This window comes from uncultured Sphaerochaeta sp. (assembly GCF_963676625.2).
Classification (GTDB): domain Bacteria; phylum Spirochaetota; class Spirochaetia; order Sphaerochaetales; family Sphaerochaetaceae; genus Sphaerochaeta.
Window position 1 is genome coordinate 81,138 of record NZ_CAXXYB010000002.1, and the last position, 20,135, is coordinate 101,272.

The 20,135-nt window shown below is 44.5% G+C and carries 19 protein-coding genes; 17 read left to right on the top strand and 2 right to left on the bottom strand.

Features of this window, described 5'->3' with window-relative positions; genetic code table 11:
- Positions 1-54: 54 nt before the first annotated feature.
- The 9 genes from ACHZBG_RS02070 (at position 55) to ACHZBG_RS02110 (ending at position 10,029) form a co-directional block, all read left to right on the top strand.
- Entirely contained in the window at positions 55-1,578 is a 1,524-nt protein-coding gene (locus ACHZBG_RS02070; protein ID WP_320127778.1) for a glycine hydroxymethyltransferase, read from the top strand.
- A 57-nt stretch (positions 1,579-1,635) separates the two neighbouring features.
- On the top strand, positions 1,636-2,019 hold the full coding sequence (gcvH, locus tag ACHZBG_RS02075) for a glycine cleavage system protein GcvH (protein ID WP_320127779.1): 384 nt from the start codon (positions 1,636-1,638) through the stop codon (positions 2,017-2,019).
- Positions 2,020-2,082: 63 nt separating this feature from the next.
- On the top strand, positions 2,083-3,438 hold the full coding sequence (gene gcvPA, locus ACHZBG_RS02080) for an aminomethyl-transferring glycine dehydrogenase subunit GcvPA (protein WP_320127780.1): 1,356 nt from the start codon (positions 2,083-2,085) through the stop codon (positions 3,436-3,438).
- Positions 3,435-4,886, top strand: coding sequence for an aminomethyl-transferring glycine dehydrogenase subunit GcvPB (gcvPB, locus tag ACHZBG_RS02085; RefSeq protein WP_320127781.1), 1,452 nt, complete (start codon positions 3,435-3,437; stop codon positions 4,884-4,886). The genes gcvPA and gcvPB overlap by 4 nt, the downstream gene beginning before the upstream one ends.
- A 53-nt stretch (positions 4,887-4,939) precedes the next feature.
- Positions 4,940-6,340, top strand: coding sequence for a dihydropyrimidinase (gene hydA, locus ACHZBG_RS02090; protein WP_320127782.1), 1,401 nt, complete (start codon positions 4,940-4,942; stop codon positions 6,338-6,340).
- A gap of 163 nt (positions 6,341-6,503) precedes the next feature.
- Positions 6,504-7,676 carry a cytidine deaminase gene (cdd, locus tag ACHZBG_RS02095; RefSeq protein ID WP_320127783.1) on the top strand — a complete coding sequence of 391 codons (1,173 nt, stop codon included), beginning with the start codon at positions 6,504-6,506 and terminating at the stop codon, positions 7,674-7,676.
- Positions 7,676-8,953, top strand: a complete 1,278-nt coding sequence (locus tag ACHZBG_RS02100; protein ID WP_320127784.1) for a phosphatidylserine/phosphatidylglycerophosphate/cardiolipin synthase family protein — start codon at positions 7,676-7,678, stop codon at positions 8,951-8,953. Before cdd ends, ACHZBG_RS02100 begins: the two co-directional genes overlap by 1 nt.
- Before the next feature lie 2 nt (positions 8,954-8,955).
- Complete coding sequence (locus ACHZBG_RS02105; protein ID WP_320127785.1) at positions 8,956-9,477, top strand: hypothetical protein; 522 nt, start codon at positions 8,956-8,958, stop codon at positions 9,475-9,477.
- A gap of 6 nt (positions 9,478-9,483) precedes the next feature.
- On the top strand, positions 9,484-10,029 hold the full coding sequence (locus ACHZBG_RS02110) for a hypothetical protein (RefSeq protein ID WP_320127786.1): 546 nt from the start codon (positions 9,484-9,486) through the stop codon (positions 10,027-10,029).
- Positions 10,030-10,031: 2 nt separating this feature from the next.
- Here ACHZBG_RS02110 and rpiB read toward each other — a convergent pair whose 3' ends face one another.
- The gene (gene rpiB / locus ACHZBG_RS02115; RefSeq protein ID WP_320127787.1) at positions 10,032-10,478 is read right to left on the bottom strand and encodes a ribose 5-phosphate isomerase B; all 447 of its coding nucleotides are present in this window, start codon (positions 10,476-10,478) and stop codon (positions 10,032-10,034) included.
- Between the two features lie 312 nt (positions 10,479-10,790).
- Between rpiB and ACHZBG_RS02120 the strand changes: the two genes are divergently transcribed.
- From ACHZBG_RS02120 to ACHZBG_RS02155, 8 genes are read left to right on the top strand one after another with little or no spacing between them, the layout of a single operon-like run.
- Positions 10,791-11,753: a uroporphyrinogen decarboxylase family protein gene (locus ACHZBG_RS02120; protein WP_320127788.1), complete on the top strand. Its 963-nt coding sequence runs from the start codon at positions 10,791-10,793 to the stop codon at positions 11,751-11,753.
- Between the two features lie 25 nt (positions 11,754-11,778).
- Positions 11,779-12,732, top strand: a complete 954-nt coding sequence (locus tag ACHZBG_RS02125; protein ID WP_320127789.1) for an ABC transporter permease — start codon at positions 11,779-11,781, stop codon at positions 12,730-12,732.
- Between the two features lie 10 nt (positions 12,733-12,742).
- Complete coding sequence (locus ACHZBG_RS02130; RefSeq protein WP_320127790.1) at positions 12,743-13,609, top strand: ABC transporter permease; 867 nt, start codon at positions 12,743-12,745, stop codon at positions 13,607-13,609.
- A gap of 53 nt (positions 13,610-13,662) precedes the next feature.
- A complete protein-coding gene (locus ACHZBG_RS02135) occupies positions 13,663-15,318 on the top strand; it encodes a peptide ABC transporter substrate-binding protein (RefSeq protein ID WP_320127791.1) in 1,656 nt (551 codons plus the stop codon).
- A 57-nt stretch (positions 15,319-15,375) separates the two neighbouring features.
- Positions 15,376-16,359 carry an ABC transporter ATP-binding protein gene (locus tag ACHZBG_RS02140; RefSeq protein ID WP_320127792.1) on the top strand — a complete coding sequence of 328 codons (984 nt, stop codon included), beginning with the start codon at positions 15,376-15,378 and terminating at the stop codon, positions 16,357-16,359.
- A complete protein-coding gene (locus ACHZBG_RS02145) occupies positions 16,356-17,357 on the top strand; it encodes a dipeptide ABC transporter ATP-binding protein (RefSeq protein ID WP_320127793.1) in 1,002 nt (333 codons plus the stop codon). The genes ACHZBG_RS02140 and ACHZBG_RS02145 overlap by 4 nt, the downstream gene beginning before the upstream one ends.
- Positions 17,347-18,789 (top strand): Sapep family Mn(2+)-dependent dipeptidase, encoded by a 1,443-nt coding sequence (locus ACHZBG_RS02150; RefSeq protein ID WP_320127794.1) that lies wholly within the window; start codon positions 17,347-17,349, stop codon positions 18,787-18,789. Before ACHZBG_RS02145 ends, ACHZBG_RS02150 begins: the two co-directional genes overlap by 11 nt.
- Positions 18,771-19,418 carry a GntR family transcriptional regulator gene (locus ACHZBG_RS02155; protein WP_320127795.1) on the top strand — a complete coding sequence of 216 codons (648 nt, stop codon included), beginning with the start codon at positions 18,771-18,773 and terminating at the stop codon, positions 19,416-19,418. The genes ACHZBG_RS02150 and ACHZBG_RS02155 overlap by 19 nt, the downstream gene beginning before the upstream one ends.
- Before the next feature lie 61 nt (positions 19,419-19,479).
- On the opposite strand, the gene ACHZBG_RS02160 is transcribed toward ACHZBG_RS02155, so the two are convergent.
- Complete coding sequence (locus ACHZBG_RS02160; protein WP_320127796.1) at positions 19,480-20,127, bottom strand: GntR family transcriptional regulator; 648 nt, start codon at positions 20,125-20,127, stop codon at positions 19,480-19,482.
- Positions 20,128-20,135 lie beyond the last annotated feature (8 nt).

Here is a 20,135-nt window from a genome sequence, read left to right on the forward strand (position 1 = left end):
GGGGCTCCAGAAAGGCAAGATAACCATATTGAGATATTTAGCAAGAGGTGAATAATGGCCAAGAAATCTGCATTGGAATCGTATTTGGAACAAACCAAAAAGATTGATGCCGGGATGGTAGCATATGTAGCTTCCCTCCAGGAAGTATCACAGGTAGCCCCTCAGGTTGCAGCCCGTATCGTTCATGAATTGGCTGACCAGAGAACCCATCTGAAGTTGATCGCCAGCGAAAACTTTTCTTCATTGAATACCCAGTTGGCAATGGGGAATCTCCTGACCGATAAATACAGCGAAGGCTATCCTTACCATAGGTTTTATGCCGGTTGCGATAATGTTGATTCCATTGAAGCTCTTGCCTGTGAAAAGGCTTGTGAACTGTTTGGAGCTGACCATGCCTATGTGCAACCACACAGTGGTGCTGATGCAAACCTTTGTGCCTATTGGGCTATTCTCAATACCAAAATACAGATTCCTGCCCTTGAGGAGATCGGAATTACCAATCCCAGTGAATTGAGCCGCGTCCAGTGGGATAGCGTGCGTGCCAAACTAGGCAACCAAAGAATTCTCGGTCTTGATTATTACAGTGGGGGACATCTTACCCACGGATATCGCCAGAATGTCTCGGCCCAGATGTTTGATGCCTATAGTTATTCAGTGGACAAAGAGACAGGACTTCTCGATTATGATGCCATCGAGAAACAGGCAGAGGAAGTTAAACCCTTGATTCTCCTGGCTGGTTACAGCGCCTATCCACGAAAAGTAAATTTCAAGAGAATGGCAGAAATCGCCCATAAAGTGGGAGCTGTCTTCATGGTTGATATGGCACATTTTGCCGGACTGGTTGCCGGAAAGGTCTTTACCGGGGAGTTTGAACCGGTAGCTTGGGCAGATGTCGTTACGACTACTACCCATAAGACTCTTCGAGGCCCTCGTGGCGGCATGATCCTGTGCAAGAGTGAATACGCCGAGAGCGTTGACAAAGGCTGCCCGTTGGTAATCGGTGGACCTCTTCCCCACGTAATGGCAGCAAAAGCTGTTGCCCTGATTGAGGCCCTGGATGACTCCTTCAAGGTGTATGCCCAAAAGATTGTCGATAATTCCAAGATTTTGGCTGAAGCTTGTGTGGAAGAAGGAATACCTGTGGCAACCGGAGGCTCGGACAACCATTTGATGCTTCTCGATGTGACCAAGTTCGGTCTCAATGGCAGGCAAGCTGAGTCGGCTTTGCGCGATTGTGGCGTAACCCTAAACAGAAATGCCTTGCCCTTTGATCCAAATGGTCCTTGGTATACCAGCGGCCTGAGAATCGGAACCCCTGCAGTTACCACCTTGAACATGGGTGAGCCCCAGATGAAGGAAATTGCCTCCATCATTGCCTTGGTTCTGAAAAACACCAGACCGGCACGAATTGGCAAAGGCGAAAAAGCCGGGCAACTGAGCAAGGCAAAAACCGTAACCGATGCTTCCGTGAAAAAAGAGGCTGGAGAAAGGGTCTTGGCCCTGCTTGAGGCCTTTCCTTTGTACCCGCAATTGGATTTATCCTTCTTGCAGGAATTTTTCCCGCTTGAGACTGAATAAAATTAAGATATTGCTGTTCTGTGTTCAATGACGCAAACGATATTTGGAGGCTGTTTGATGAGTAAGATTCCTCAAGATCTACGCTATAGTAAAGATCATGAATGGGTTCGTGTTGAAGGCGACAAAGCCTTTGTGGGTATTACCGACCATGCTCAAGAGGCCTTGGGTGAGATTGTGTACGTAGAGTTGCCTTCCCTTGACGAACATTTTGACCAAGGTGAAGAAATATCCAATGTAGAGAGTGTCAAGGCGGCCTCAGCCATCATAAACCCTATAGGTGGAGATGTGGTGGCCATCAATGAAGTGCTTGATGCTTCTCCTGAATTGGTCAATGAAGATTGTTATGAGCATTACCTCTTTGCTCTCGGTTCCTTTGATAAAACCGAGTATGATGCTCTGATGGATAGCAAGGATTACGCTTCATACATCAAATCCCTGTAAAATACACTGTGTTTGCCGCCTGATCTGGGCGGCTTTGTTTTGCCCTGCCATAAGGAGGCCGGAATGATTTATCCATATATTCCCCATACCGACGAGGATCGAAAAAACATGCTCGCTTCTATTGGGGTGGATTCAATGGAAGACCTTTATCAGGATCTTTCCGAAGAATTGTTACTCAGTGAACCTGTACCTATCAGTCAGGGGAGAAGTGAAGATGAGGTTACCAGAATGATAACCTCCATAGCCCAGCGAAACAAGAAAGGCATCTCTTTCTTGGGAGCTGGTTGTTATGACCACCTTATTCCCGCAACGGTTCAGGCTATTACCAGCTTACCTTCGTTTGTTACTGCCTATACCCCGTATCAAGCAGAAATGAGTCAGGGGATTCTTGAGGCTACATATGAATTCCAGAGTCTGATATGTGAAATTACCGGACTTGATGTTTCCAATGCCTCAATGTATGACGGGGCAAATGCCCTTGTCGAGGCAGCCTCGACTTCCTTGTCCAACAAACGCCGTGCTACAACCATTTTGGTTTCACCTACCATACATCCTTTTTCCCTTATGGTTCTCGATACCTGGGCAAAGGGAACAGGACGGGTGATCAAACAACTTTCTGAAAAGAATGGTCTTTGTGATTTCAGTAATCTTGAGGAATCTTTAGGTGAAGAAGCCGGGGCCCTTATCGTGCAAAGCCCAAATCGATATGGCTTTTTGGAAGATTATTCTGGGGTAGCGGATTTGGTTCATCAGAAGAATTCCCTGTTTGTGATGAGCAGCGACTTGCTTTCGTTGGGCATACAAAAGAGTCCTGCCGAATGGGGAGCTGACATTGCGGTAGGTGATACCCAGTCCCTGGGCCTTCCTCTTGCCTTTGGTGGCCCTTCCTGCGGTTATATGGCCGTTACCAAGGCCCTGATGAGAAAGATTCCCGGAAGGATTGTAGGGGCGACCGTCGATGGCCAGGGCCGAAAAGGGTATACCCTGACCTTGCAAGCCCGGGAGCAACATATTAAGAGGGAACATGCAACGAGCAATATTTGTTCCAACCAGGCCTTGTCGGCCTTGATGACTACCGTGCATCTTTCTTCCTTGGGTTGGGCAGGAATGGAGGAAGCGGCAAGCCAGAGCTATGTAAAAGCTCATTATCTGGCCTATCATCTTGTCCAATTACCGGGAATAACGATTCCTTGGGAGTCTCCTTTCTGGTGTGAATTTCCCTTGGTGTTCTCTGACTCCAAGAAAATGAGGAAGTTTATCCAGGAACTTCGTAACGAAGGCATTTTTGCGGGAGTGAGGCTTGTGGTCTTGACCAAGCAAGTGAAGGACGAATTGGTCTTGTTGATTGCCGTAACGGAGAAGCGAAGCCGTGAAGAGCTTGAGTTGTATCTCGCTGCGGCCAGGAGGGTCATGAAATGAGTGAACCATTGTTGATAGAACTTTCAAAACCTGGGCGCAAGGCCTATTGTTTTCCTGCCTTGGACCTTCCCAGGGGATTTGAAGAAGCTCTTCCTGAGCTTCCATCTTCTTTGCTCAGGCAAAAGAAAGCCAGGCTTCCCGAAGTTTCCGAACTTGATGTGGTACGTCATTTCACCCATCTCTCCTCCATGACCTTCGGTGTTGACAATGGTTGTTATCCTTTGGGATCCTGCACCATGAAATACAATCCGAAGATCAGTGAGCAATTGGCGCAGATGAGCGAATTTACCATGATTCATCCTTTGCAGGATGCTTCTACCGTGCAAGGTTGCCTGTCCGTCATGTATAACCTGCTCGAGGACCTTTCCTCGATTACCGGGATGTCCTGGGGAACTCTTCAGCCCTGTGCCGGCGCCCATGGTGAATATACCGGTTTGAAAATGATTCGTTCCTATTTCTTGAAGAAAGGGGAGATTCAAAGAACCAAGGTCCTGGTTCCGGTAAGTGCCCATGGAACAAATCCCGCGAGTGCCGCACTCAATGGCTTCGATATTGTAACCGTTGCCAGCAACCGTGAGGGATTGGTGGATCTGGAAGACCTGAAATCGAAGCTTGATGACTCTGTCGCTGCCTTCATGCTTACCAATCCAAACACCCTGGGGCTATTCGAAAAAGATATCCTTACGATTTCCTCCATGGTTCATGAAGCAGGGGGCTTGCTCTATTATGATGGTGCCAACCTCAATGCGATCATGGGGAATGCCAGACCCGGCGATATGGGATTCGATGTGCTTCACCTGAATTTGCACAAGACCTTTGCGACTCCTCATGGAGGTGGAGGGCCGGGCAGCGGTCCTGTGATGGTAAAGGAGTTGCTCAGGCCTTTCTTGCCAAAACCGGATATCATCCTTACCGAAAGTGGCTATAGTTATGGCTGGGATTCCCTGGATTCCATCGGAAAAGTCAGTATGTTCTGGGGTAATTTCCTGGTTATGGTCAAAGCCTATGTCTATATACTGCGAATGGGTACAGAAGGGCTTCGAGCAGCTTCGGCCCATGCTGTGCTGAATGCCAATTATGTATTGAACAAGCTCAAGGGAACCTTTCCCATTCCTTATGGGAATACGTGCATGCATGAGTTCGTGGTCAGTTGCCAGGAGTTGAAGGATACCTATGGTATCAGCGCCCAGGATTTGGCCAAGGGGCTTATTGACAGGGGCTATCATCCTCCTACGATGTATTTCCCTTCCTTGGTGCATGAAGCCTTGATGTTCGAGCCCACCGAGAGTGAAAGCGTCGAGACCTTGGATGCCTTTGCCGATACCCTTATCGATATCGTCCAACAAGCGAAAAACGATCCTGATTGGATTCACGGTTGCCCTTGGACCACTCCTGTTGGACGTTTGGATGAGGCAAGGGCAGTAAAGGAACCAGACCTGCATTACTGAGAGGTTTGCTTTTTTGCTTTGCATACATGAAAAAACTGAGGTATCCTAAGGTCATGAGTACAATACTTATTCAAAATGGCTTGCTTGTTGATACCGAGTGGATCCGCCATGCAGATATATTGGTGGAAGATTCCAAGATTGTGCATATTGCAGCAAAGATTGGGGAAGATGAAGTTCCTGTGGGAACCGACATTGTCCATGCAGATGGGCTCTGCATCCTCCCCGGTCTTATTGATGCCCATACGCACTATCATTTAGTCAGTCGGGGTACGGTCACTGCCGATTCGTTTCCCGAAGGAAGTCGCTGTGCCGCCTTTGGAGGAGTCACCACGGTAATTGATTTTGCCGATGACGATAAAAAGGGACATCTTGCCCTTTGCTGTGAGGAGCGCATCGCTTCCATGGAAGCCTTGATGGCAATAGATTTTTCCTTGCACCAAGGAGTGTACGGGTATCGGGATACCATAGCCTCGGAGTTGAAGGAACTCAAGGGAAATGGAATCAAGGTCATCAAGATGTTCACCACCTATCGCAAGGAAGGCTATCTGGTGGAAAAAAGGGAACAGCTCAAGGCAATTTTTGCTGAATGCAAGAAATTGGATATGATGGTTTGCGTCCATTGTGAGGACGATGAGTTGATCGAGAAGATCAACCAGAATTACAAAGGTCCTTTTACCCCTTCTGCCCATGCCGATCTTCGGCCGAGCGAAGCCGAGGCAAAGGCTATCCAGACTGTTGGAGAAATCGCCGGGGAGCTGGACATGCCCTTGTACATCGTGCATCTTTCCAGTGCAGCCGGTTTGGAGATGATCCGGTCCCTTCGGGCCAGAGGTATTCATATCATCGTGGAAACTACTCCGCATTACCTGTTTCTCAATCGCTCCTTGCTTGAAGGTGCGGATGGTCCCCTGTATGTAATGACTCCCCCCTTACGCACGGAAGAAGACAACAAAGCCCTGCAAGAGGCAGTCCTCAATGGTGAGATCCAGATAGTTGCCACAGACCATTGTTCCTTTACGCGTGAGCAGAAGCTGGCCAGTCACGATTGCCGTACCATTTTCCCGGGTATCCCGGGGACAGAAGAATTGCTTCCCTTGCTGTACACGTTTGCAGTCAATAGCGGAAGGATTGGGTTGCAACAGATCGTGAATCTGCTCAGTACCGCTCCTGCAAAGGCCTTTGGTTTGTACCCCCAGAAAGGTTCCATCAGGGTTGGAAGCGATGCTGATTTTGTATTGTTCGATACAGATGAAGCCTGGACTCTCAGTAGCAGGACGACTCATTCAGCTTGTGGTTATACCCCTTATGAAGGATTTGAAGTTGTCGGAAAACCAAAAATGACCTACCTGAGGGGAAGGCTGATCATGGGAGATGAAATCTATCTTGGCATAGAAGGGCATGGTCAGTTTGTCAAACAGGGAATTCCTGCCAAGGGCAAGACCATCATGCATTGATCTTGCCCTTGGTTGGACATGATAACGGCAGCAGAAATGTTGCCGTTATTTCGTTGTTATCCCCGTACCGTCTTTGGTCCATTCTTTTCTTTCTGGAAGTTCTTTGTCGATTTTCTTGTCATTGGATACTAAAGTCTATACTATTGAAAGAGAAGGAGTCTTTATGATTACCGGAATTTTATTTGATATGGATGGTGTTCTGATTGATTCGGAACCGCTCATCCTTCAGGCTGCCATAGCCTATTTTGATTCTCTTGGTGTTACGGTAAAGGCCGGGGATTTTACCCCATTCATTGGTGCCGGGGATCGAAGATTCCTCTGTGGTGTAGCAGAGCAGTACCATGTTGACCTGGATTTTGAAGTAGCCAGACATACTCTTATTTCACTTTATGGCACACTTGCCTCAAAAAAAGGTCCAATGGAAGGTGTCGTCCGTTTTATACGAAACGCAAAGAAGGCTGGCCTGAAACTTGCGGTGGCCTCCAGTGCCGCTCGTGAGAAGGTACAGATCAATCTTGGGTGCATTGGCTTTGGTGAAAAGGATTTTGACCTGGTAGTAACCGGGGATATGATAAAAAGAAACAAGCCGATGCCGGATATCTATCAATTGGCAGCGCTTTCCCTTAGTTTGGCTGCAGAGGATTGCATCGTCATGGAAGACGCGATCAATGGCGTCAAGGCAGGAAAAAGTGCAGGTTGCACTGTATGTGCCTTGGGTAACACCTTTACGGTTGACCAACTGTTCGATGCAGGAGCTGATCTTGTAATTACTTCTTTGGATAGTTTTGCCGACTTCTCGACGATTGAGGAATTCAATAATCTGGTTGTTTCCATGACTTCTCCCCAGAATGAGGGCATTGCCTTCGGAGCCGTACGAGTTATCCCTTCGATAAGTGTGCAACCTCGGCAACATCTGTTGGATATTGCCATCCAGGAAGCCTATGAGACGAGAAAACACTCCTATGCACCCTATTCAGGTTTCAAGGTAGGAGCTTCTGTTGTCAGTGCTGCCACCGATAGAATCTATAGTGGTTGCAATGTCGAGAATTCCAGCTATGGGGCTACCATTTGCGCTGAACGCAATGCAATCCTTCAAGCCATTGCCAGCGAAGGAACTGTGGGTATTGCCGTTTTGGTGGTGGTAAGCGATGATTCGCCTCCGGCTCCTCCTTGTGCTCAATGTCTTCAGGTGTTGGCGGAGTTCTCTCGTCCTGAGACAGAAATTCATCTTGTGGATACTTCCTTTGTCGAGAAAAAGGGAGAGGGATCCCATTTGGTATTCGCTTTTAAGGATTTGCTCCCGCAGCCCTTTATTTTCCCTTCCAAGAGGCAGTGATGAAACGTTCTTTTCCTTTTTTACTTGTTTGTTTTATTTTAACCTGGGTTTTGCTTGGTTGTACGACTACAACAACCATGCTTTCGGGGCCAGCAGCGGATCCTTCTTTGAGTTTTGAGCAGAAAATGACTGCCTACGATATTCCAAAGGTCTCAATAACCCAACCCGTTGTATATTACAATGGGTTGGATTGGAGAGAACGTGCTACTGAGTTGATCGAGAATGCCAAGGATTATGTGATCATTTCCTCGTTTCTTGCTTCCAGTTCAGAAGAACTGAGCAATTTTTATGCAACCATTGAACGAAAGGCAAAGGAAGGCGTTCGCATCTATTTTGTCATGGATGGAACTGCCTCCTATGATATGACAGAATCGCGGTTCCATTTGATTCCTTTGGATTTTTTGCGTGATAGTGGAGTTCATTTATTGGAGTTCAGTCCCATGTCCGCAGCTCGTGTGGTCAGTGGACTTGATCTCATGTTCAGGGACCATCGTAAATATCTTATTGTGGACGGACGGGACTTGGCGATAGGTGGGATGAATTTCAATTTCATATCGATGGGTGCAGAAGGCGATGAAAGACAACGAGATAGTATGTATGAATTTGCATCTCCTTCGTTTTGCAAGGAATTTTTGGATTCTTTTGTTCCTTGGTGGAATTCCCAGACCTGGGATACGATGAAGCGAGAAGATTTCGCGATTGATGAAACCTTTGGGGAAACTGAAGAGCATCTTGATGCCTGGTTTGTCAATCAATATCCCAAAGAGAAAAAAATGAGTGGGGCTTATGGGGCTTTGCTGGATGAATCCCGTCACTCTGTCAAGATTCTTCCCTATCTTCCGTTTGTGGATAAACCGGTACTTGAGGTCCTGAAAAAAGCAGAGGCAAGGGGAGTGGACATCTCCATAATTCTTCCTTTTGACCGAAGAGTTAACAATCGAGTCGGAAGTCAATACATGGCTAAGTATTTATTGGATTCAGGCGTTGACCTGAGGAATGAAATCTCCAGTGAGGTTTCTCAGCAATTCTTGCATGAGAAACTCATGATTGTCGATAGCAGGTATGTCATGGTAGGCTCCATGAATTTTAATTATCGGACCATGAATCTTGCCCATGATATCGCGTTGATCATTGATAGTCCTTCTTTTGCCAGTCAACTCGAGAAACATTATCAAGGAATTTATGACCAGACAACACCTGTTACCAAGAAAGAAGTCAAGGCCTGGCATACCTGGTATAACTGGCCCGACTATATAATGGGATTCTACGGAGGCTGAGCATGAAAAAAATATCAGTATTGGCAATATTGTTTTGTTTGGCTTTGCCTCTTTCAGCCCAGAGTCTCGGCTATGGATTGGGCTATTACGCAGAGACAGTTGTAGATGCACCACAGGCTACGAATGGAGGTGTCGAGCTTTCCTTTGCCTATGAACCGTATCTTTGGAAGTTCTGTAATCCCTCCTTGGTATTGAGCACCGCTTTTGGAAAAAATCTTGACCAGGAATTTTTGGTTCCGTATGTCAATGTCGCTGTATCAGTGGATCTTTTCAGGACTCTTTCCCACCCCTTTGGATTTGTCGCACATAATCCTATAGCATGGGATCCTTCGGTAGCAATTGGCTATCAATGGGAAAACAACAATGACGAGCATTTGCTTGTCTTGTCAGCAAGCCCATTTAAATTGACACAAAAGGACTTCTGGTTTGAATTTCTGAGTCCATTTGCTACTGTCAGTCTGTCCGATCAAGAGGTCAGGACCTGGGGATTCAATTTGATTCGTTATACATACTTCTTTAGGTAGGCCTGAATGAAAAAATATCTGACAACCTTCATTGTCTTTCTTTTTTGTATTCCCGCACTGTTTGCGGGAACCTTTGATTTAGGTATTACCCTGGGTACCAATGCTCATTTCTATGAAAATAACCAAGACAACGATATGGTAAAACTTGCCTGGGGAGCTACCTTTGGTATAACTGATGTATTGGAGTTTGATATACAGGCCAATAGCCAATTGGTCCCGCAGTTTTTCGGATCTACCAATGTTGCGGTATTGGTCCAACGAACCATTCAGGGGGAAAGGAATACCGGAAAAAAAGTTGCCGGAATCGGACTCAATTCTCTTCTTGGGGTAGGGGTCATGTTCACTGATTATCAACAAACGGGTATTTTGCTTCCTACCCATCTGCTTGTTTCCTGTACTCCCTATACGCTAGGGTCTCCCTATTCAGGCAAACGTGAGCGACTTCTTTCCCTCACGCTTGCCTACAATATGTATACCAATCAAGTGAGCTTGATGTTTGATCTGATAAAATACGATTATTATGCAATCGGAAGTTATAGGGATTGGGAATAATCCTAGCAGGTTCCTTCCAAGGCCATTATTTTATCGACCCTGCGTTGGTGACGTCCCCCCTCGAAGGTTGCCTGTACAAATGCATCGAGAATTTTTAGGGGATCTTCGCTGTATTCGATTCTTCCACCAAAAGCAAGAAAATTAGCATTGTTATGCTTTTTTGCCATCTCAGCGGCAAAGGAGTTCTGGGGTAAGGCACACCTGATTCCCTGGATCTTATTTGCACTGATGGAAATTCCTATGCCTGTTCCGCAACAGACGATTCCAAATGCATATCCACCTTTTTTGAATTCTCGACAAGCCAATTGTGCCATATCGGGATAATCGACCGATTCCTCTGTATATACGCCGAGGTGGTTTACCTCAAATCCTAATTCTTCCAGATGGTTTGCAAGGGATTTTGATAACTCCACCGCTCCATGGTCATTGGCTATGACAATCTTTTCCATATCTGCCTCCTTAGCAGATGGTAGCGTATTTGTCTTTTTCTATCTAGATTGTTTTCTCAGTTGTCAGTGGCAGTGAAGTCGGCGTTGGTTACTGTCTTTTATCGTTATGGTAATTATGGATCATTTCTTCAATACCTCTTTGGTTCTTATCGCCAGTCATCCCTGTATAAATACAATTCCCATTGAGGCAGATGGGAGGTTCTAATTCTTTAATTAACTTTTTCTTGACAACTGATTTTTTGAAGCGTACCATATGGTCATATCATAAATCATATTGGTAATCATATTAGAGCTATGGTTAAGGAGAATACAATGACTAAGCGAGAAAGAGTTATAGCTGCTATCAAAAAAGAGGCAGTAGATTATGTTCCCTGTGGTTTTTCCCTGCACTTTCCGACTGAGGTTGCAACAGGGTCTGCAGGAGTGAAAAGCCATTTGGGCTTTTTTGATGAGACAGATACAGATATCTTGAAGATCATGAATGAGAACCTTTTGCCCTATGTGGGAACTTTCAAGGGTCCAGAAGATTATGCAAAAATTCAATCCTTTTCCATGAAAGATTCATTTATGAGCAATCAGATTGACTTTACCAAGAGAATTCTTGATGCCTGTGAAAAATCGGCCTTTACTATGGGAACCTTGCATGGCGTAACCGCATCAGCGATACACCCTGTGGAAAAAGCAGGATTTTCCTACGATCAAAGCAGAGTCTTTCATCTGGAGTGTCTCCGATCAAACCCCCAGCCAGTTCTTGATGCGATGCAAAGGATTGCAGATGGCATGTGCGAATTGGCTACAAGTTATATCGAAGCGGGAGTGGATTCGGTCTATTATGCGGCTCTGGGAGCCGAGAGAAGATACTTCACGGATGAGGAGTTTTCAAAGTGGATTGCTCCCTATGACAAACAGATTATGAGCGCAATCAAAGCTGCCGGTGGGTATTGTTTCCTCCATTCCTGTAAGGATGGGCTGAATATGAAACGTTATGAAGGATATGCAAAATACTGTGATGTTGCAAATTGGGGAGTCTATGAAGCACCGTTTGCATTGTCGGAAGGAAAGAGTCTTTTTGCAAACAAGACAATAATGGGCGGTCTGGAAAACCGAAGTGGTCTTCTGGTTGATGGAACAGATGAACAAATCAAGGAAGAAGTACAGAAAGTAATTGCCGGATTTGGCAAGAAAGGCTTTATCCTGGGTGCTGACTGTACTTTGGCTACTGAACAGGATCTTCATAAGCTCAGAGTAGCAATTGAAGCCAGCAGAGTAATGTAATGCGATAGTTTAAGGGGGCTGAGCCATGGGCAAGTACGTTTTTAAAAGGTTGGTAATTGCAATACCTACATTCCTGGGGATTACGATTCTCGTATATTTTCTTTCGTCTCTTGCTCCTGGATCTCCTCTTGAATTGCTTTTCAATGATTCGAATGCAACGGCAGAAGTAATGCACGATATGGAGGCTCGTCTTGGATTGGATCAGCCAGTATACCTTCAATATTTTAGTTGGCTGAAAGAATTGTTCAAGGGTAATTTTGGAAAATCCTATAGGACAGGGCTTTCTGTATGGGAAAGTATTGCAGAACGAGTAGGGCCAACCCTATTGATTACCTTGTCGTCTTTGTTCCTTTCTGTTTTGATAGCTATACCCTTGGGCTTGATGTCTGCCTATAAACCCTATTCGGGGTGGGATTATTTTTCATCAGGATTGTCCTTTGTCGGTGCCGCTACTCCAAATTTCTTTGCAGGACTTGTCCTTGTCTATCTTTTTTCAGTGAAAATAAAATTATTTCCCAGTAGTGGAATGTATGGCAGTTCTTCACTGCATACGTTTCCTGATTTGCTTCATCATATGATTCTTCCTGTCCTTGTATTATCTATTCAGCAAGTTGGCAGCCTGATTCGACAGACTAGGGGAAGTGTGCTTGAAGTTCTGCAGGACGATTATATCCGCACGGCAAGATCAAAAGGCTGTACTGAGAAAAGGGTTCTGTTCAGGCATGCACTGAGGAACTCAATGGCGCCAGTCATTACCAGAATCGGGAGCATGATTCCTTTCCTTGTCGGCGGTGCGGTTGTGACTGAACAATTATTCTCTTGGCCCGGTTTGGGAAGCTTGATGGTTCTTTCCATCAATTCCCGAGACTATCCGGTGATTATGGGAATAACTGTAATAATTTCTGTTGCCGTATTAATTGGGAATCTGTTGATTGATCTCATTTATTGTTGGCTTGATCCCCGGATTCGTCATAATTAAGGAAGAATTAATGAAACATAAAGAATTAAAAGGTTCGTACCTTCATGATGTCTGCCAGCGATTCAGTCATCATAAACTAGCGGTTTTTGCAGTGATTTTTCTCTTGATTGAAATACTTCTGGTTTTGCTGCTTCCTTCCCTTATGCACTTGAATCCATACCAGTTGGATGTCATGGCCTTCGGAGCGGCTCCTATGCCAGGGCACATGCTTGGGACCGATGATGTCGGAAGGGATATGTTTTCAAGGCTCGTCTATGGTGGACGGGTTTCCCTGACCGTAGGTATTTGCTCTGCAATAATCAGTTTGTTGGTAGGTGTCCCCTTGGGGCTGGCCGCAGGATATTTCAGAGGGCCTGTAGAGACTGTCGTCATGCGTTGTTCAGATGTTTTCATGTCATTTCCCTCAATGATCCTGATCCTGGTTCTTGCTTCGGTTTTAGGTCAGTCCCTGACTACAATAACCATTGTTATCGGAATTCTTGGGTGGCCTGAATTTGCCAGATTGATTTATGCCAGTACCCTTTCGATACGAGAAAAAGAGTATGTTCAATCAGCAACTGCAATTGGGACTAAAACTGGAACGATCTTGTCCCGCTATATCCTTCCAAATGCATCTGCACCAGTGATTATTGCCTTTACGTTCAGGACAGCGCAGGCAATTATCACTGAATCTTCCCTCAGTTTCTTGGGCCTTGGGGTTCAACCTCCTACTGCTTCCTGGGGAAATATTCTGTACTATGCGCAATCCATCAGTGTATTGGCGAATAAATTGTGGATGTGGCTGCCTGCTGGTATCCTTCTGATTCTTACCGTTTTATGCATCAACTTTCTGGGTGATGGTATCCGGGATGCCTTGGATATGAAAATGAGCATTTGATAAGGTTATAGATGATACCTGTTAGGTAACATTGATTGAATAAAGGAGGTTACATGTATAAAAAAAATGTAACAAGGACATTTCTAAGTGCTTTCGGTATTGTCTGCTTATGTCTGACAATTTCGATGATGATGGGCTGCTCTGGAAAGGCCGAAACAAATGCAAATGGTACTGTTGCATCGGAAACCGTAGCTGAAAAGCAAAGTGATCCAAAAACAGAAGAGAAAATTATTACTCTTGCAATGGTATCCAGCTGGGATAGCATAATTCCCTTTGATACAACGAGTGCTTATTCTGATGTGCTTTTGGACTTGATGTTTGAGAAAATGTTCTTTTTGAAAGCCAATGGCACCTATACTCCGAGATTGGCGGAAAGATATGAAATGAATTCTGACTCCACCATCCTGACGTTCTATCTGAATAAAAATGCAAAATGGACTGATGGAGTTCCCCTGACAGCAAAGGATGTTGTATTTACGGCCAATTTGTATGCTTCTCCCTCTTTAAATGCATTGCGGAAAAATAATCTGGCTCCTTTTGTAGGGTTTGGGGAAGGGGATGGAACGCTCAAAGTGATAGCAGTGGATGATTACACCGTAGAGTTCTACCTTAAGGAACCTACCAATGCTGATTATTTATTGTTCAATAAATTCAGGGATTTCTATATCTTGCCTGAGCATATCCTGGGTCAGGTGCCTGTGGCTGAGATAAGGAGTGCAGATTATTGGAAGTCACCTATCGGTGCCGGTTCCTGTATATATAAAAGCCAAATTAGTGGGGAACGAGTCGAGTTCGTAGCGAACAAGAATTATTATCTCAAGACACCTCAGTGGGATAAATTTGTAGTCAGGGTTGTTCCTACAGGCAATCTTCTTGCCGGTCTCATGAATGGCGAGATAGATGCCCTTGCCGGGAATGTAGCTTCTTTGCAGCTTTCGGACTGGAGTATGGCAAAACAACAAAGTAATCTTGTTTGTACTTCTGTACCTTCCCTCGGCTACCAGTATATGGCGATCAACTACTCAAAAGCGTATCTTACGCCAGAAATCCACAGGATTATCAATATGGCAATCGACAGGAAATTGATAGTTGATGGACTGTTGCGTGGAGAAGGTGTTGTTGCCTTTAGCCCTGTAGCCCCTGATAATATTTATTATAACAAGGATGTTGAGGAGCCTTATAATCCAGAGAAGGCAAAAGCTTTGCTAGCTTCGTCAGGTTGGGATCCCAATCGCGTGTTGGTTATGAGTGTTCCCACCGGTAATACTATCAGGGAACAGGCAGCGGTAATTATTCAACAAAATCTTGCCAGCATCGGTATCAAGGCAGTTATAGAAACAGCGGATTTTCCCACACACTTGAATCGTGTCCGAAAGGGTGATTATGACTTAGGTTTCATCGGCTCAGGTGGATCCCCGGATCCCTCCGAATGTGTGATCAACTTCAATCCAGATCATATGAATAACTTTTCGCAACTTTCGGATTGGACAATTTACAATGCTGGTGAAAAAGGTGGACATGCTTTTGATTACACAGAGCGAAAGCAATACTATGACGAGTACCAAAACTTGTTACGAGAGTATGTTCCCTTCGCCTTCTTGTATTTCCAGAATAATCTCTTTGCCAATACCACCAATGTACACAACATCGTTGATGTTCAGGATTACTCCCAGATGAACAGGGATGTCTGGAATTGGACTATTGATTAACAGATAGATGTTTATCACTCCTGCTTTTTAAGCAGGAGTGCCTAAAAAGGTTGTTATATGGAACATTTGCTCGAAGTTGAAAAATTATCTGTCAGTTTTCTGGTTCGTAAGGAATGGGTTTCAGCTATTGACGATGTAAGTTTTTTCATCGGGAAGGGTGAGACCTTGGGAATTGTTGGCGAATCAGGTTGTGGCAAGAGTGTAACTTCAATGTCTATACTTCAGTTGCTTCCCCGAAATATCTCACGCATTGATTGCGGTAGCATTGTTTTCAAGGATAAAGATATTGTTGGATATACTGGAAAACAGATGACTCATCTCAGGGGAGAGGAGATTGCCATGATATTCCAGGACTCCATGACCAGTCTCAACCCTGTGATGAAAAATGGCTTGCAGCTTGAAGAAGCATTATTATTGCACAGGAAGCTAGGAAAAGCAGAGGCTAGGGAGAAAGTCCTTGAGATCCTCAAAAGTGTAGGAATCCCCTCTCCTGAGAAGCGATATCATGAGTATCCGCACCAGTTGAGTGGTGGAATGCGTCAACGCTTGATGATTGCCATGGCCTTGATACAGTCTCCATCCCTCTTGATAGCAGATGAACCTACAACAGCATTGGATGTCACGATTCAGGCGCAGATTCTGCAACTGATGAAAGATTTGAAGAAAACAAAGAAAGATATATCGATAATGTTGATTACCCACGATATGGGGGTGGTAGCAGAAATGACAGATCGGATTCTTGTGATGTATGCAGGGAACATTATGGAGGTAGGATCTACCAATGCCATTTTCAAAAGTCCGAAACATCCGTATACGCAAGGATTGCTTTCTTCTATCCCTCGCCCGGACAAAAATATGGAAGCCCTGTCCTCAATAGAAGGAAATGTCCCGACTTTAAGTAATATGCCTTCGGGCTGTAGGTTCAACACCCGGTGCAAGGCAGCAAAAAAATGTTGTTTTGAAGAAAAACCTCCAATGTTTGATCTCGAGGATAGGCAGGTTCGCTGTTGGAAATATGATCCGCAAGGGAGGTATTTATGACAGATCGTGGAAATGTGATTCTGCAAGTCGAGAATGTCAAGAAATATTTTTACGGTTCGAGGAAAGGATTGTTTAGCAGGGAAAGAGCCTGCGTGAAAGCAGTTGATGGTGTTTCTTTCTCTGTCCGTAAGGGAGAAACCTTTGGAATTGTCGGCGAATCTGGATGTGGAAAATCCACACTCTGCAAGACTCTGTTGCACTTAATTGAACCCACTTCTGGAGAGATTTTTTTGGAAGGGACAAACCTGTCAGAACTTTCCAAGGAAGAGATTCGTTTACTCCGTAATAAAATGCAGATTATTTTTCAGGATCCGTATGCCTCGCTCAATCCCAGGATGACAGTGCGTGAACTTATAAAGGCTCCCTTGGATATCTTCTCAACTGACAAAGAAGAAGAGAAGATGAAGACAGTGGTTCAAATAATGCACTTGGTTGGGTTGAATGAGGAATTTATCAACAAGTATCCCCATGAATTTTCGGGTGGACAGAGGCAAAGGATAATGATAGCCAGGGCTCTCATACTTAATCCTGATGTAGTGTTTTGCGATGAGCCCGTTTCAGCCTTGGATGTTTCTGTAAGAGCCCAAGTCTTGAATTTGATGAAGACTTTGCAGAAAAAACTGGATTTGACCTATATCTTCATTTCCCATGATCTTAGTGTCGTACGGTATCTATGTGATCGGGTAGCAGTCATGTATCTTGGTCGTATCGTTGAAGTTGCCTGTAAGGATGATTTATATGAGAACCCCTTGCATCCCTACACAAAATGCCTGCTTTCCTCAATACCTGTTCCTGATCCCGAATCAAAAACAGAGCGCATTGTCTTGGAGGGAGATGTTCCAAGTGCCTACGATCCTCCTTCAGGTTGCCATTTCCATACTCGCTGTATGTTTGCGACAGAAAAATGTTCCAAGGATTATCCAGGCTTGATTGAAGTGGAAAAAGATCATTTGGTTGCTTGTCATTTGTGTCCTGAGGGAGGTTTACATGCAGAATAAAGAAAAACTATGGTGGGATAACCATTTCTCACAAATGCTTGGAGATTTGAAAGCATTGATCGCGATTCCAAGTATCAGCCAAGAGAATAAGGAAACTCCAGACACTCCTTATGGCAAAGCCTGTTTGGATGTGCTGGACTTTATTGGTGAACTCGGAGCTGGATATGGGTTTAGTGCCAAGAATTGCGATAACCAATGTATGATTTTAAAATATGAAGGTAGTATTCAAACTGATATTGGTATATTCAGTCATCTTGATGTTGTTCCTGTAGGACCTGGATGGTCTTATGATCCCTTCATTGCAACCACAATGGATGATTGCATTATTGGAAGAGGAAGTGGAGATAACAAGGGACCTGCCATTGCCGTATTGTATGCCTTGATGTATCTGAAGGAAACTGGATGGAAACCAAAGCATACGATTAGCCATTTCTTTGGTGTTAATGAAGAGTGTGGCATGAAGGATATCCAGTATTATGTCAAAAACTATCCGATGCCTGTATTTTCCTTGGTCCCTGATGTTGCCTTTCCTGTTTGTCATGGAGAGAAAGGCGTGCTTGAATTGGATTGTGAATTTTCAATGTCAAGGGACTCTTCAATAAGAAAATGGGAATCAGGGGTAGCTTCCAATGCTGTACCAGCTCTTTGCGTAGCTGAGATTCGGGTTGATTATGCCAGCTTGGTATCTTTTTTCCGCAATATGAAGGACATCGAGATACGTTCTCTTCCTGATGGATATTGTTGTATCAAGGCGTCAGGAATCGCTACTCATGCGGCTTTCCCGGAAGGTAGCGTGAATGCCCAGACCCGGTTGGCTTCAGCCTTACTTGAGGCAGGATTTCTAAAAGAAAGCGATATCAAATTGATGAAGGCGATTGTGGCCTGTTTTTCTGATTATCATGGTAGTGGAATTGGTGTTCCCTATGAGGACGATGTTTCGGGCAAGCTTACGCATGTCGCAGGGTATTCAAGGTATGACCGGAAGACTGGCAAAGCATTTTCCCAGAACATAAATATACGATATACCGTTACCAGTGATTTCAAGACAATGATAGGTGCTATTGAAAAGAAATTGTCTGATTCCGGTTTCAGACTTGTTTCCTATCATGACAGTGCGCCCATGTATGTCGATGAAAACTTGTCCCTCATCGGTAAACTTACTCAAATCAGCAAGGAAGTGACAGGATTGGATCTTTCTCCGTATGTTATGGGAGGAGGAACCTATGCCCGCAAGTTAAAGAATGCTGTAGGGTTCGGACCAGGAATTCCTGGTGGCAATGTCAAGTTTGGAGCCGATAGGGGACATGGTCATCAGCCTGATGAATATGTTGCATTCGATACCCTTGAAAAATGTTTCATGGCCTATGTCAGCGCTATTCCTGAAATAGATAGTAGCTTGGAAAGTGGAGAGACATGGAAAGCAATACATTAAAAAAAACTATTTACGATAGTCTGGTCTCTGATATTTCCTCTGGGAAATACGCTGCAAATGAAATCTTGACTGAAGGGCGTCTTATGGAGCCCTTTGGTTGTAGCAAAGCTCCAGTCAGGGAAGCTTTGATAGAGCTTTGCAAGGATAGCTTTTTGAAGAGCATACCCCGTCTTGGTTATCAGGTGGTACCGGTATCTCTTAAGGAGGTAATCAATATATTGGATTTCAGAACTGATATGGAGGTGGCAAACCTGAAAAGGGCTTTTCCAAGAATAACAAAGGAGAAACTCGATATTTTCAGGATCAATGAGGCTTCATGGGTGTATGAGAACCAACCGAATTTAAGTATTTTCCAGAACTGGAAGAAAAACAAATCCTTCCATTTGACGCTTTGTTCCTTGAGTGAAAACGCTTTTACCTTGCAGAATCTGGAAAAACTATTGATGCAGAGTTCCCGGTTCTTTCCCCAGTATTATACGAATGCATGGGTCAATGAGACTGAGTCAAAAGGTAGGTTTCATGCTCAAATTCTCAATGCATTGGAAAGCAGGGACTTGAATGAAGCTTGTCAGTTACTCTCTGATGATATCAAATCAGTCAAAGACCAGATCTTGTTAATTCTTTCTTGAAGCAAATAGCAGGAAGACAGTTGCTGTTTGAGCGTTTTCCTCTATGGCAATGTTGAGTTTGTTATTGAAGCGCCTTCTGTATCTGAATTTTCACGCTGTTTATGTCTGTTGTAAGGAGTGTGCAGGTCTTTTCAAGGTCCCTTTCAAATAGGGCCTCAAGTATGAGTTCATGGAAATATCCCCTTGACTCGGTATCATTATGCCATGCATATGAGTAATACTGGGCAAAGAAACCTGAGTTTTGCCTCAACAGGTGTTTCAGGACGTTGTAAACATACTCATTGCCACTTAACTTGCATAATTCAAGGTGGAAGTGCTGGTTGTTGAACCAATTTTCTGCCACTGATCCTTGATTTATTTTATTTTTCTTGAAGTTCTCATATGAAGACTTGAAATCTTCCAATTGCTTGTCCGTAACCGAGGGAAGCAGTCTCTTGAGATTGCTGGTTTCCAAATCAATCCTGAAATCCAGGATGTCCACGATTTCCTTCAACGTGTAGGACACCACAATATAGCCAAGACGTGGTATGCTTTTAAGGTAGTTGTCCTTGCATAATTCAATGAGAGCTTCCCTGATAGGAGCTTTGCTACATTCGAACTTTAGCATCATTTCGTTTTCTGTAAGGATTGCATTGGGAGCATAGATACCCGAAATAATATCCTTGACAAGACTATTGTAAACATTTTCCTTTAAAGAAATCTTTGCCAAGTTAAATT

Excerpts from the sequence above, each read along its gene's own strand:
- ACHZBG_RS02070 (WP_320127778.1), top strand. The coding sequence starts at position 55 with ATGGCCAAGAAATCTGCATTGGAATCGTATTTGGAACAAACCAAAAAG.
- gcvH (WP_320127779.1), top strand. The coding sequence starts at position 1,636 with ATGAGTAAGATTCCTCAAGATCTACGCTATAGTAAAGATCATGAATGG.
- gcvPA (WP_320127780.1), top strand. The coding sequence starts at position 2,083 with ATGATTTATCCATATATTCCCCATACCGACGAGGATCGAAAAAACATG.
- gcvPB (WP_320127781.1), top strand. The coding sequence starts at position 3,435 with ATGAGTGAACCATTGTTGATAGAACTTTCAAAACCTGGGCGCAAGGCC.
- hydA (WP_320127782.1), top strand. The coding sequence starts at position 4,940 with ATGAGTACAATACTTATTCAAAATGGCTTGCTTGTTGATACCGAGTGG.
- cdd (WP_320127783.1), top strand. The coding sequence starts at position 6,504 with ATGATTACCGGAATTTTATTTGATATGGATGGTGTTCTGATTGATTCG.
- ACHZBG_RS02100 (WP_320127784.1), top strand. The coding sequence starts at position 7,676 with ATGAAACGTTCTTTTCCTTTTTTACTTGTTTGTTTTATTTTAACCTGG.
- ACHZBG_RS02105 (WP_320127785.1), top strand. The coding sequence starts at position 8,956 with ATGAAAAAAATATCAGTATTGGCAATATTGTTTTGTTTGGCTTTGCCT.
- ACHZBG_RS02110 (WP_320127786.1), top strand. The coding sequence starts at position 9,484 with ATGAAAAAATATCTGACAACCTTCATTGTCTTTCTTTTTTGTATTCCC.
- rpiB (WP_320127787.1), bottom strand. The coding sequence starts at position 10,478 with ATGGAAAAGATTGTCATAGCCAATGACCATGGAGCGGTGGAGTTATCA.
- ACHZBG_RS02120 (WP_320127788.1), top strand. The coding sequence starts at position 10,791 with ATGACTAAGCGAGAAAGAGTTATAGCTGCTATCAAAAAAGAGGCAGTA.
- ACHZBG_RS02125 (WP_320127789.1), top strand. The coding sequence starts at position 11,779 with ATGGGCAAGTACGTTTTTAAAAGGTTGGTAATTGCAATACCTACATTC.
- ACHZBG_RS02130 (WP_320127790.1), top strand. The coding sequence starts at position 12,743 with ATGAAACATAAAGAATTAAAAGGTTCGTACCTTCATGATGTCTGCCAG.
- ACHZBG_RS02135 (WP_320127791.1), top strand. The coding sequence starts at position 13,663 with ATGTATAAAAAAAATGTAACAAGGACATTTCTAAGTGCTTTCGGTATT.
- ACHZBG_RS02140 (WP_320127792.1), top strand. The coding sequence starts at position 15,376 with ATGGAACATTTGCTCGAAGTTGAAAAATTATCTGTCAGTTTTCTGGTT.
- ACHZBG_RS02145 (WP_320127793.1), top strand. The coding sequence starts at position 16,356 with ATGACAGATCGTGGAAATGTGATTCTGCAAGTCGAGAATGTCAAGAAA.
- ACHZBG_RS02150 (WP_320127794.1), top strand. The coding sequence starts at position 17,347 with ATGCAGAATAAAGAAAAACTATGGTGGGATAACCATTTCTCACAAATG.
- ACHZBG_RS02155 (WP_320127795.1), top strand. The coding sequence starts at position 18,771 with ATGGAAAGCAATACATTAAAAAAAACTATTTACGATAGTCTGGTCTCT.